9 protein-coding genes and 5 tRNA genes are annotated in these 12,228 nt (G+C 71.9%); 10 read left to right on the forward strand and 4 right to left on the reverse strand.

All coding sequences use genetic code 11. The features are described from left to right. Positions 1 to 50: 50 nt before the first annotated feature. From AC0B61_RS28540 to AC0B61_RS28550, 3 genes are all read right to left on the reverse strand, one after another. Complete coding sequence (locus tag AC0B61_RS28540; protein ID WP_471744011.1) at positions 51 to 476, reverse strand: DUF742 domain-containing protein; 426 nt, start codon at positions 474 to 476, stop codon at positions 51 to 53. Between the two features lie 162 nt (positions 477 to 638). After that, complete coding sequence (locus AC0B61_RS28545) at positions 639 to 1,052, reverse strand: roadblock/LC7 domain-containing protein (RefSeq protein WP_030248297.1); 414 nt, start codon at positions 1,050 to 1,052, stop codon at positions 639 to 641. A 10-nt stretch (positions 1,053 to 1,062) separates the two neighbouring features. Then, entirely contained in the window at positions 1,063 to 4,881 is a 3,819-nt protein-coding gene (locus AC0B61_RS28550) for a nitrate- and nitrite sensing domain-containing protein (RefSeq protein ID WP_471744013.1), read from the reverse strand. Between the two features lie 641 nt (positions 4,882 to 5,522). On the opposite strand from AC0B61_RS28550, the gene AC0B61_RS28555 reads away from it, so the two are divergent. The 8 genes from AC0B61_RS28555 to AC0B61_RS28590 all read left to right on the forward strand — a co-directional run bounded on the left by AC0B61_RS28555 (position 5,523) and on the right by AC0B61_RS28590 (position 8,993). Next, complete coding sequence (locus AC0B61_RS28555; RefSeq protein WP_471744015.1) at positions 5,523 to 5,738, forward strand: hypothetical protein; 216 nt, start codon at positions 5,523 to 5,525, stop codon at positions 5,736 to 5,738. Positions 5,739 to 5,957: 219 nt separating this feature from the next. Next, positions 5,958 to 6,758: a fumarylacetoacetate hydrolase family protein gene (locus tag AC0B61_RS28560; protein WP_471744017.1), complete on the forward strand. Its 801-nt coding sequence runs from the start codon at positions 5,958 to 5,960 to the stop codon at positions 6,756 to 6,758. Beyond that, positions 6,751 to 8,250: a glutamate--tRNA ligase gene (gene gltX, locus AC0B61_RS28565; protein WP_471744019.1), complete on the forward strand. Its 1,500-nt coding sequence runs from the start codon at positions 6,751 to 6,753 to the stop codon at positions 8,248 to 8,250. Before AC0B61_RS28560 ends, gltX begins: the two co-directional genes overlap by 8 nt. Before the next feature lie 238 nt (positions 8,251 to 8,488). Then, positions 8,489 to 8,560: transfer RNA gene (locus AC0B61_RS28570), tRNA-Gln, on the forward strand. 36 nt (positions 8,561 to 8,596) lie between these two features. Next, a tRNA-Glu gene (locus tag AC0B61_RS28575) sits at positions 8,597 to 8,669 on the forward strand. A gap of 27 nt (positions 8,670 to 8,696) precedes the next feature. Next, a tRNA-Glu gene (locus AC0B61_RS28580) sits at positions 8,697 to 8,769 on the forward strand. A 26-nt stretch (positions 8,770 to 8,795) separates the two neighbouring features. Beyond that, positions 8,796 to 8,868 (forward strand) — tRNA-Glu (locus AC0B61_RS28585). Positions 8,869 to 8,918: 50 nt separating this feature from the next. Continuing rightward, a tRNA-Gln gene (locus AC0B61_RS28590) sits at positions 8,919 to 8,993 on the forward strand. A gap of 159 nt (positions 8,994 to 9,152) precedes the next feature. Here the strand turns inward: AC0B61_RS28590 and AC0B61_RS28595 are convergent. Next, entirely contained in the window at positions 9,153 to 9,866 is a 714-nt protein-coding gene (locus AC0B61_RS28595; RefSeq protein WP_030246527.1) for an IclR family transcriptional regulator, read from the reverse strand. Positions 9,867 to 10,099: 233 nt separating this feature from the next. Here AC0B61_RS28595 and leuC point away from each other — a divergent pair, with 233 nt between their 5' ends. Both leuC and leuD read left to right on the forward strand, forming a co-directional pair. Next, positions 10,100 to 11,539, forward strand: coding sequence for a 3-isopropylmalate dehydratase large subunit (leuC, locus tag AC0B61_RS28600; RefSeq protein WP_471744021.1), 1,440 nt, complete (start codon positions 10,100 to 10,102; stop codon positions 11,537 to 11,539). 3 nt (positions 11,540 to 11,542) lie between these two features. Continuing rightward, a complete protein-coding gene (gene leuD / locus AC0B61_RS28605; protein ID WP_471744023.1) occupies positions 11,543 to 12,139 on the forward strand; it encodes a 3-isopropylmalate dehydratase small subunit in 597 nt (198 codons plus the stop codon). Positions 12,140 to 12,228 lie beyond the last annotated feature (89 nt).

The raw sequence follows: 12,228 nt of genomic DNA on the forward strand, positions 1-12,228 counted from the left end.
CTGCGACGACGATCTTCGCGGAGGTGGTGGCGCGGGTGGGGGCGGCCGCGTTAGAGCTTGCGAAGTCCACTGAGGACCCTTTCGAGCAGCGTGACATCGGGCGTTCCGCCCGACTCGCCCGCGGCGGCGGGCTGGTGGATGGCGACGAGACCGGCTTCGGCGAGGTCGGCCACGAGGATGCGGGCGACCCCGAGCGGCACGCCGGCCAGGGCGGAGATCTCCGCGATGGACTTGACCTCACGGCAGAGGCTGACGATCCGCGCGTGCTCCGGCAGCAGCCCGCCGGTCCGGTCGGCGGAACCGGTGGTGGAGATCAGGGCCTCGATGGCGAGCTGGTAGCGGGGACGGGTCCGGCCGCCGGTCATCGCGTACGGGCGGACCAGCGGCTGCTGCTCGTAGCCGTCGGACTGCTGCCCGCCGTAGCCGCTGCCGTACCCGCTGCCGTACGGGCCGGCGGGTGTCGAGGGCGGGGTCATGGGTCCTCCTTGTGCTGCAGCCTTGAGCAGCCGGTTCCAGCTGGGGCGGTGCCAGCTGAGGCGGGATCAGCTGCCTGAGGGTAGCTGAGGGTGAGACGCCGGGGCCGGTCGGGTCGGACCCGGCGGGGAGGTGGGACGGGTGGGTGGATCCTCGCGGGCCGGTCAGTGCAGGAGACTGCCCTGGAGTTCCGCGCGGAGTGCGGGGGTGAGGACGGCGCCGGCGCGGTCGACGAGCAGGGCCATCTCGTAGCCGACGAGGCCGATGTCGGAGTCGGGGGCGGCCAGGACGGCGAGGGCGGAGCCGTCGCTGACGGCCATCAGGAACAGGAAGCCCCGTTCCATCTCGACGACGGTCTGGTTGACCTCGCCGCCCTCGAAGATCCGGCTGGCGCCGGAGGTGAGGGAGGTGAGGCCGGAGGCGACGGCGGCGAGCTGGTCGGCGCGGTCCCGGGGGAAGCCCTCGGACATGCACAGGAGGAGGCCGTCGGCGGAGACCACCACGGTGTGGGACACCCCGGGGGTGTTGTCCACGAAGTTGGTGATCAGCCAGTTGAGGTTCTGTGCGGCCTGGCTCATCTGGTTCAACTCAACGCTCCTGGTGATCTGCGCCGTTGCCGTCGCTCCGGCCACCGAAACTATCGAATCCGGCCTGCTGGGCACCATGCTGGAAGCCCGGCTGGTGGGCGGCCTGCTCGGCCCCGGCCCGGCGGCCCTGCTGGATGCCACGGCGCAGGTTGGTCAGCCGGCCGCGGACCTCCTCGGGGGCCCGGGAGACCTGAGGACCGGTCAGCGGGGAGGCCTCGGCGGTACCGGAGACCAGGTTGGCCTGCGGGGTCCGTCGGGGCAGACCCGACATGGTGACGCCGCTGGTCGAGGGCTCGCGGACCTGCTCGGCGCGGCGCCAGCGCTCGTCGTTCGCCGACAGGCGCCAGGGGGCGTCGTCGGTGCCCGGCTGCTGGGCCTGCTGGGCCTGCTGCGGCTGGGGCTGCTGAGCCGGCTGCTGGGCCTGCTGCTGCGGGGCCGGGGCCTCCTGGGGGAGGTCCGGCGCCGTGGTGCCGGGCCGGCGCGGCTGGTACGGCTGCGGCCGCTCCTGCTGCCGGCCGTCGCCCTGCGGGTACCAGGGCTGCTCGCCGGTGGACTCCGACGGGCCGCCCGGCAGCGCCATCGGCTCCTGGTACGGCAGCGGCTGGGGCTGCTGCAGTTGCTGCGGGGCCTGCTCCGGCCGCACCGGCTCCGGGCGCGCCGGGGTCGGCACGCTCGGCAGCACCGGCTCGACCAGGCCGAGGCCCAGCGGGTCACGCGGGTCGATCTGGCTGGCCTCGAAGCGCGGACGGGCGAACTGCTGGGTGCTCTCCACCGGCGCCGGCTCGGCCGACGGCAGCGGCTGGGGGAGCTGCTGGGACTGCGGCTGCTGCGAAGCCTGCTGCTGCGGCAGCTGCGGCTGGCGGTCACGCTGCGGGGCGTCCGGGCCGGGGCGCTGCGGACGGCGGGGGCCCTGGGCGCCGGGCCGACCGGGGGCACCGGGGCCCTGGCGGCCGGGGGCGCGCTGCGGCAGGCCGTCCTGCGGACGGTTGCCGGGACGGGCCCCCTGCTGCGGCGCACCGGGACCGCCGGGGCCGCCGGGGCGGCCGTGCTGCGGCCGCTCGCCGGTCCGGGCACCCGGACCGCCGTCGAACTCGCCACCGGGGCGGGGCCGTTCCTGGCCGGGCTGGGGCTGACCCGGCTGCGGCTGACCGGACGGGCCGGGCTGACCGGACGGGCCGGGCTGGCCGGGCTGCTGCTGGCGGCCACGGCTGGGCAGGCCGTTCGGGCCGGCTTGCGGCGGGCCCTGGCGGCCCGGGGCGCGCTGCGGCAGGCCGCCCTGCGGCGACTGCTGCTGCTGGGGCCGCTGGGCCTGCTGCTGCGGCTGCTGGGCTTGCTGCGGCTGTGCGGGCTGCTGGGGCCTGCCCGGTCGGCCCTGGCCCTGCTGACCCTGGCCCTGACCCGGCTGACCCTGACGCGGCTGGGCCGGCGCCTGCTGGGCCTGACCCTGCTGGGCGGGCGTCTGCTGGGCCTGACCCGGCTGGGCCGGGGTCTCGCGCAGCGACTGGCCGACCTGGCGGGTCGGCAGGCCGCCGGGACGGCCGCCGGACGCACCCGGACCGGCCGGAGCCGCCGGACCGCCCTGGCCGAGCTGCGGCCGGCCACCCTGCGGGGCACCGCCGGCCGGACCGCCCTGGGCGAGCGCGGCCGGGCCGCCCTGGCGGGCGGGCGGCACCTGGCGCTGCTGGCGCGGCGTCGGGGCGACCCCGCGCTGCTGCTTGCCCTGCGCGGGGCCGGCGCGGCCGGGGCCGCGGCGTTCGCCGGAGTTGGTGACGTCGACCGGGAGCATGACCAGCGCGGTGGTGCCGCCGGAGTCGCTGGGGCGCAGCTGGATCCGGATGCCGTGGCGCAGCGACAGGCGGCCGACCACGAAGAGGCCCATCCGGCGGGAGACGGAGACGTCCACCGTCGGCGGGTTGGCGAGCCGCTCGTTGATCTCGGAGAGGTCGTCGGGGCTGAGGCCGATGCCGGTGTCGTGGATCTCGACCAGCACGCGGCCGTCCGGCAGGGCGTGGCCGGTGACCCGGACGCGGGTCTGCGGGCTGGAGAAGGAGGTGGCGTTCTCCAGCAGCTCGGCGAGCAGGTGGACGAGGTCGTTGACGACGCGGCCGGCGACCTCGGCCGACGGTACGGCGGCGAGTTCGATGCGCTCGTACTGCTCCACCTCGGAAGCGGCGGCGCGGAGCACGTCGACCAGCGGGACGGGTCGGGTCCAGCGGCGGCCCGGGTCCTCGCCCGCGAGGACGAGGAGGTTCTCGCCGTTGCGGCGCATGCGGGTCGCGAGGTGGTCGAGCTTGAAGAGGTTGGCGAGCTGGTCCGGGTCCGCCTCGCGGCTCTCCAGTTCGGAGATCAGCGACAGCTGGCGCTGGATGAGGCCCTGGCTGCGGCGCGAGAGGTTGGTGAACATCGCGTTGATGTTGCCGCGCAGGAGGGCCTGTTCGGCGGCGAGGCGGACGGCCTCGCTGTGCACCATGTCGAAGGCGTGCGCGACGTGGCCGATCTCGTCGGCGGAGTCGACGGCGACCGGTTCGACCGTGGTGTCGACGTCGTGCGGGTCGCTCTCGGAGAGGGTCTTGACCAGCTCGGGCAGCCGGCGTTCGGCGACGTCCTCGGCCGCGGCCTGCAGGCGGGTCAGCGAGCGCACCATCGAGCGGGCGATCAGACCGGCGCCACCGAGGGCGACGAGCAGCACCAGGGCGACCGCGGCACCGATGATCAGGGCGTCCGTGTCGGCCTGGGACTGCAGGTCCTGGGCCTTGCCGTCGAGGTTCTCGATGAGCTTGGACTCGATCCGGCGTTCGGCGGTGATCTTGGCGCCGGCCTTCTCGTACCAGTCCTTGTAGGTGACCGGCTCGGTCTGGTGGATGCCGCCCTGGGTGAGGATCGTCTGGGAGTAGCGGTTGGCGTCGGCGACGACCCCGTTGTAGCTCAGCTGGCTGCGCAGGTTGTCCAGGTCGTGCGCGGTGTAGATGTTGTTGAAGCTGGCGATCGCGTTGTCGTACGACAGGCGCAGGCGGATGCCGAAGGACTCGTCGCTCGCGCTGAGGTCGGGGCCCTTGGGGTTGGCGAGCGCGGCGCTGATCAGGGCCCGCTGCTGCGAGGTCGCGTTCTTGGCCAGCGAGAACTGCTGCAGCGCGCGGGTCGAGACGACCAGGTCCTTGTTGTTCGAGGCGAGCGCGATGTCCTGGGTGATGGACAGCAGGTCGCGGATGATCACGTCGTACGCGGTGATCGTCGACTGGATGTTCTGGTTGTTCTGGTACGGCAGGCTGCGGGTGTCCGCGATCGAGTTCAGGTCCTTGCGGATCTGCAGCAGCAGCGCCTTGCCGCCGGACAGTTCGAGGTTCTCGAACTTGTCGGAGGACGCGGTGAAGGTGCGGCTCAGGTCGTCGGTGGCCTTGCGGGAGGCGACGATGTCGTCGTCCAGCGGGGCGTTCGGTTCGTGCGTGATCGGGCCGGCGCTGATGTCGCGCTCGGTCTGCAGCGCGTCCGCGAGGTTGGTCGCCTTCTTGGCCAGGTCGGACAGGTTGGCCATCTGGGCGAGTTGCTGCGAGTTCTGCAGCGAGCTCTGGATGCGCAGGCCACCGAGGACCAGCGAGACCAGGACGGGTAGGGCGAGCAGCGCGATCAGCCGGGTGCGGATGCGCCAGTTGCGCATCGCGAGCCGGTTGAGACCGGTGGCCCGGCGCCTGGTCAGGGAGGTCCGGAGCTTGTCCCGGGCGGACTTCCGGTCCTGACTGTCGTCCTCCGGTCGGCCGGCGGCCTCGGGCGCCACCGGCTCGGCCGGGCCGCCGGGCGTCGCCGCCTGTTGGGGTGCTGCCACAGGCTCGCGCGACTCCGGGTTCCCCGCGGCGCCGCTACCCCTTTTGAAACGTCCCTGCACTGGCGTCGCAACCTCTGGACCGGGCGTCCCGCCGCGTCGCCACGGCCTGGACGGTGTCGAGTTTCCATCCGCCTCCCGGCCGGTCCGGGAGAGCGGGTCACCGGGGTGGACCACTCCCTACCCACGGTCCGTCGCATTCCAGCACAGCCGGGGAATCCCAACAAGGGCCGCAGGTGTCGGGCGTCCGGCACTACGGACCGCTTGTGTGTTCTCACTGACTGTGCGGTAACCAGACCGGAATACCGCCTTTTTCGGACACTCGCCGGATACATGCCAACCGGACCGTAGATCGAAAAGAGTCGCAGACCTTCCGGAATGCCCGTTATATCCCGCAATGTCGGAACATTCCGGTGCGACGATATGCCGGATATCGGGCTTTTGCTCGGCATTTTGTGAGCAAAATCACAGACTAATGTGTAGCTTTGGTCACGGTCTCTATGGAAAGAGATCTCGTAACCTGGCTGTTTCCGGAGCAGGGCTCCGATCAGCCTGCCCAGAACCCCTCCGAACCAATCGGAATCCATCAGGCCGGTGCCGGTCCCGTCGCGGATCCGCCCGGCCTCGACCACGAGGTGCTCCCGATGTCCCAGGCGAAGAAGGCCACCAAGTCCACGCTGCCCAGCCGCTCCACGGCGAACCCGCGCCGGACGACGCTGGCCTCGGTCGAGGACTTCAGCACGATCCCGGGCGCCCGCAAGCCCGAGGACGTCCTCACCTACGCGACCGAGCTGCCGGCCAGCACCGCCAACCCGCGCCGCACCCAGCTGATGGTCGCCCCGGTCGTCGTCGCGGACTGACCCCAGCGCGTTCCGCCGAGGGCGTCGCCGGCACACCCGTGCCGGCGGCGCCCTCCGGCGTTCCACCCCCAACCGCGCTGAACAGGGGCAAAGCGGTCAGCCGGGGCCCCACGCGATAGCCTGGAGGCCGATTGACGGGGCCGCGCCCAGCGTGGGCGAGGCGCCCACCAGCGCCCGGGCGCGCCCCGGGCGGCCGACGAAGCGAGGGGTATCCCAGCCGTGCGCATTGCCAGGTTTTCCGTCCGGGAAGGGAGCCCTGCCGCCGGCAGCGTCTCCTTCGGCGTGGTGGAGGGCGATCCCGCCCAGCCCGAGTCGATGGTCGTCCACGCGCTGGCAGGGCACCCGTTCGGCCAGCTCCAGCCCACCGGCGAGAGCTACCGGCTCCAGGACGTCCGGCTGCTGAGCCCGATGCTCCCGAACAAGATCGTGGCGGTGGGCCGCAACTACGCGGCGCACGCGGCCGAGCTGGGCAACGAGGTCCCGGACGTCCCGCTCACCTTCTTCAAGCCGTCCACCGCGGTGGTGGGCCCGACCGAGAGCATCGCGTACCCGCCGTTCTCCTCGGACGTCCAGCACGAGGCCGAACTCGCCGTGGTGATCGGCCGGATGTGCCGCGAGGTGCCGCTGGACCGGGTGCCCGAGGTGATCCTCGGCTACACCTGCGCCAACGACGTCACCGCCCGGGACGTCCAGCAGCGCGAGGGCCAGTGGGCCCGGGCCAAGGGCTTCGACACCTCCTGCCCGCTGGGCCCGTGGATCGAGACCGACGTCGACCCGGGCGACCTCGCCGTCACCTGCACGGTCAACGGCGAACTCCGGCAGAGCGGCCGCACCTCCCTGATGGTCCGCTCGGTCGCCGAGCTGATCGTCCACATCTCCGAGGCCATGACGCTGCTGCCCGGCGACGTCATCCTCACCGGCACGCCCGCAGGGGTGGGCCCCCTCAACGTCGGCGACGAGGTCGCCGTCTCCATCGAAGGCATCGGCACTCTCACCAACAAGGTGATCAAGCGTGGCTAACACTGACCCGGCCGTCCGGGTTCGCTTCTGTCCGTCCCCGACCGGCAACCCCCACGTGGGCCTAGTCCGCACGGCCCTCTTCAACTGGGCCTTCGCCCGCCACAACGGCGGCACGCTGGTCTTCCGGATCGAGGACACCGACTCCGCCCGCGACTCCGAGGAGTCGTACGGCCAGCTGCTCGACGCCATGCGCTGGCTCGGCTTCGACTGGGACGAGGGCCCGGAGGTCGGCGGCCCGCACGAGCCGTACCGCCAGTCGCAGCGGATGGACATCTACGCCGACGTCGCCCGCCGCCTGCACGAGGCCGGCCACGCCTACCACTGCTACTGCAGCACCGAGGAGCTGGACGCCCGCCGCGAGGCCGCCCGCGCGGCCGGCAAGCCCTCCGGCTACGACGGCCACTGCCGGGAGCTGACGGACGACCAGGTCGCCGTCTACAAGCTGGAGAAGCGCGAGCCGATCCTGCGCTTCCGGATGCCCGACAAGACCATCTCCTTCGACGACCTGGTGCGCGGCACGCTCACCTTCGAGCCGGAGAACGTGCCGGACTACGGCATCGTCCGGGCCAACGGCGCCCCGCTGTACACCCTGGTCAACCCGGTGGACGACGCCCTGATGGGCATCACCCACGTGCTGCGCGGCGAGGACCTGCTCTCCTCCACCCCGCGGCAGATCGCCCTGTACGCCGCGCTCGCCGAGATCGGCGTCGGCAGCGGCACCACCCCGCGCTTCGGCCACCTGCCGTACGTGATGGGCGAGGGCAACAAGAAGCTGTCCAAGCGCGACCCGCAGGCCTCGCTCAACCTGTACCGCGAGCGCGGCTTCATCCCCGAGGGCCTGCTCAACTACCTGTCCCTGCTGGGCTGGTCGCTGGCCGACGACCGCGACCTCTTCGACATCGACGAGATGGTCGCCGCCTTCGACATCGCCAAGGTGAACGCCAACCCGGCCCGCTTCGACCTGAAGAAGTGCGAGGCGATCAACGCCGAGCACGTCCGCAAGCTGGCCCCGGAGGACTTCGCCCGGCGCCTGGTGCCGTTCCTGCAGTCCGCCGACCTGCTGCCGGCCGAGCCGACCGCCGAGCAGCTGGACGTGCTCGCCAAGGTCGCGCCGCTCACCCAGGAGCGGATGGTCGTGCTGAGCGAGATCGTCACCATGGCCGGCTTCCTGTTCGTGGCGCCGGAGAAGTTCGCCGTCGACCCGGACGACGCCGCCAAGGTACTGACCGCGGACGTCCGCCCGGTGCTGGAGGCCGGCATCAAGGCGCTGGAGGAGCTCGGGGACTTCACCCCGGAGCCGATCCAGGCCGCGCTGCGCGAGGCACTGGTGGAGGGGCTGGGCATCAAGCCCAAGTTCGCCTTCACGCCGCTGCGGGTGGCCGTCACCGGCCGCCGGGTGTCGCCGCCGCTGTTCGAGTCCATGGAACTGCTCGGCCGCCCCGAGACGCTGCGCCGCCTGCGCTCCGCCCTGGACGCCCTGCCGGCCGCCTGAGCGGGCCGTCGAGCAGGCCGCGGGCCCGGCTCCGTGCCGGGCCCGTGGCGTACCCGGACGTCACCCGCCGGCCGCCCGGCCGCTGCCTGGGGTTATCGATTTTGGAGCCGGGGCAGACGTCGGGTAATGTTCTTTCTGCGCCGCCCGCGAGGGAACGGACGAGGGAGCGAAAGCCCCCCGGCCGGGCCGAGCGAGAGGCGCAACGCCTGAGAAGGATCCGACAAGGGTTCAACTCTGGTGGGGTATGGTGTAATTGGCAGCACGAGTGATTCTGGTTCATTTAGTCTAGGTTCGAGTCCTGGTACCCCAGCGCAGTACGCAGTACCGCAGTACAGCTGAAGAACAAGCCCCCGTTGTGTAGCGGCCTAGCACGCTGCCCTCTCACGGCAGTAGCGCCGGTTCGAATCCGGTCGGGGGTACGGATCCCGCAAGGGATCACCTGGAAAGCCCCCGTTGTGTAGCGGCCTAGCACGCTGCCCTCTCACGGCAGTAGCGCCGGTTCGAATCCGGTCGGGGGTACGGATCCCGCAAGGGATCGCCAGGAAGCCCCCGTTGTGTAGCGGCCTAGCACGCTGCCCTCTCACGGCAGTAGCGCCGGTTCGAATCCGGTCGGGGGTACGTCAGGGCAGGAAGCCGGTGGGTTAACCCATCGGCCCTTGCTTTGTATTTGGGGTATGGTGTAATTGGCAGCACGAGTGATTCTGGTTCACTTAGTCTAGGTTCGAGTCCTGGTACCCCAGCCAGAAATTGGAAAGGCCCCGGTTCCGGGGCCTTTTTGCTTTGTGCCGCCAATACCGCCGAAGGGCCCCGCTCGACTCCGAGCGGGGCCTTCCGCGTTTTCGGCGGGGGATTTCCGGTGGGGGATTTTCCGGTGGGGGAGGGATGAGTGGGGGTCGGCCGGGTCAGCTCCGGCGGAGCGCCTCGGTGAGCCGGTTCGCGGCCTCGATGATGGCCTGGGCGTGCAGCCGGCCCGGGTGGCGGGTCAGGCGCTCGATCGGGCCGGAGACCGACACGGCGGCCACCACACGGTTGGAGGGGCCGCGGACGGGCGCGGAGACGGACGCCACGCCCGGCTCCCGCTCGCCGATCGACTGGGCCCAGCCGCGCCGCCGGACGCCGCTCAGCGCGGTGGCGGTGAAGCGGGCGCCCTGGAGGCCGCGGTGCAGCCGCTCGGGCTCCTCCCAGGCCAGCAGGACCTGGGCGGCCGAGCCGGCCTTCATCGGCAGGGTGCTGCCGACCGGGACGGTGTCCCGCAGGCCGGAGAGCCGCTCGGCGGCGGCGACGCAGATCCGCATCTCGCCCTGGCGGCGGTAGAGCTGTGCGCTCTCGCCGGTGACGTCGCGCAGGTGGGTCAGGACCGGGCCCGCGGTGGCGAGCAGCCGGTCCTCGCCCGCCGCGGCGGAGAGTTCGGACAGCCGGGGGCCGAGGATGAAGCGCCCCTGCATGTCCCTGGTGACCAGGCGGTGGTGTTCGAGTGCGACGGCGAGTCGGTGGGCCGTGGGGCGCGCCAGACCGGTGGCGGCGACCAGCCCCGCCAACGTGGCGGGGCCCGACTCCAGTGCGCTGAGCACCAGAGCGGCCTTGTCGAGAACGCCGACGCCGCTAGTGTTGTCCATGCGCTAAGACTGCAGTCTCAGTCCGCGAGACGCAAGTTCAATCTTCCGGGAAAAGCGCCACTCTGGATGCAGCAGCCCGGGAGACATCCAGGATGGGGCCACGTTCGAGTGTCCGCATCGTGGACAGCGATCCGGCGTGCAAGGTCGCGCGAACGCGCCCCGCGGGGGGCGGTGCACGCTCTGACCTCGACGACACGAGCAGGCCGGCAACGCGGCCGGCTGGAGGGAATCCGATGGGACGGACACTCGCAGAGAAGGTCTGGGACGACCACGTCGTGCGGCGCGCGGAGGGCGAACCCGACCTCCTGTACATCGACCTGCACCTGCTCCACGAGGTCACCAGCCCGCAGGCCTTCGACGGGCTGCGACTGGCCGGCCGCCCGGTCCGCCGCACCGATCTGACGATCGCCACCGAGGACCACAACACGCCCACCCTGGACATCGACAAGCCGATCGCGGACCCGGTCTCCCGGGTGCAGCTGGAGACCCTGCGCCGGAACGCCGCCGAGTTCGGCGTCCGGATCCACTCGCTCGGCGACGTCGAACAGGGCGTCGTGCACGTCGTCGGCCCGCAGCTGGGCCTGACCCAGCCCGGCACGACCGTGGTCTGCGGCGACTCCCACACCTCCACCCACGGCGCCTTCGGCGCGCTGGCGTTCGGCATCGGCACCAGCCAGGTCGAGCACGTGCTGGCCACCCAGACGCTGCCGCTGGCGCCGTTCCGGACCATGGCGATCACCGTCGAGGGCGAACTGCCCGAGGGCGTCACCGCCAAGGACCTGATCCTGGCCGTCATCACGAAGATCGGCACCGGCGGCGGCCAGGGCTACGTCCTGGAGTACCGCGGTTCGGCGATCCGGAGCCTGTCCATGGAGGCCCGGATGACCGTCTGCAACATGTCGATCGAGGCCGGCGCCCGGGCCGGCATGATCGCCCCGGACGAGACCACCTTCGACTACCTCCAGGGCCGCCCGCACGCCCCGCAGGGCGAGGACTGGGACGCCGCCGTCGCGTACTGGAAGACCCTGGTCACCGACGAGGACGCGGTCTTCGACCACGAGATCTTCATCGACGCGAACGAGCTGAGCCCCTTCGTCACCTGGGGCACCAACCCCGGCCAGGGCGCCCCGCTGAGCGCGAACGTGCCGGACCCGGCCTCGTTCGCAGACCCGCAGGAGCGCACGGCCGCCGAGAACGCCCTGGCGTACATGGGCCTGCAGGCCGGCACCCCGCTGCGCGAGGTGAAGGTCGACGCCGTGTTCGTCGGCTCCTGCACCAACGGCCGGATCGAGGACCTGCGGGCCGCCGCCGCCGTCGTGGCGGGACGCCGGATCGCCGACGGCGTACGGATGCTGGTGGTGCCCGGATCCGTCCGGGTCGCCCTGCAGGCCGTCGAGGAGGGCCTGGACAAGGTGTTCACCGCGGCCGGCGCCGAATGGCGCCACGCGGGCTGCTCGATGTGCCTGGGCATGAACCCCGACCAGCTCGCCCCGGGGGAGCGCTGCGCCTCCACCTCGAACCGCAACTTCGAGGGCCGGCAGGGCAAGGGCGGCCGCACCCACCTGGTCTCCCCGCAGGTCGCCGCCGCGACCGCCGTGCTGGGCCGACTGGCCTCGCCCGCCGACCTGACCACCGCCGACCTGGCGCACACCGACGTCACCGTGGAGGCCTGAGCCATGGAGAAGTTCACCACCCACACCGGCCGGGGCGTCCCGCTGCGCCGGAGCAACGTGGACACCGACCAGATCATCCCGGCCCACTGGCTCAAGAAGGTCACCCGATCCGGTTTCGAGGGCGGGCTGTTCGAAGCCTGGCGCAAGGACGAGTCGTTCATCCTCAACCAGCCGGAGCGGCAGGGCGCCACGGTCCTGGTGGCCGGCCCCGAGTTCGGCACCGGCTCCTCCCGCGAGCACGCCGTCTGGGCGCTGCAGAACTACGGCTTCCACGCGGTCATCTCGTCCCGCTTCGCCGACATCTTCCGCGGCAACTCGCTGAAGAACGGCCTGCTCACGGTCGTCCTGCCGCAGGAGACCGTCGAGCGGCTCTGGGCGCTCACCGAGAGTGACCCTTCGGCCGAGATCACCGTTGACCTGGAGGCGCGCCAAGTGCGGGCCGAGGGCGTCACCGCCGCCTTCGAACTGGACGACAACGTCCGGTGGCGGCTGCTCAACGGCCTGGACGACATCAGCATCACGCTGCAGAACGAGGCCGACATCGCGGCCTTCGAGGCGACCCGCCCGGCGTTCAAGCCCCGTACTCTGCCGGTCGCCTGAGTTCCCTTCAGAACAAGCATTCTGACGATCCGCCGGATGGCCCGCGCCCCCCTCGGGGGGGCCGGGCCATCCGGCGTTCCGGAGCACGA

It is taken from the genome of Kitasatospora sp. NPDC023385, assembly GCF_055664045.1.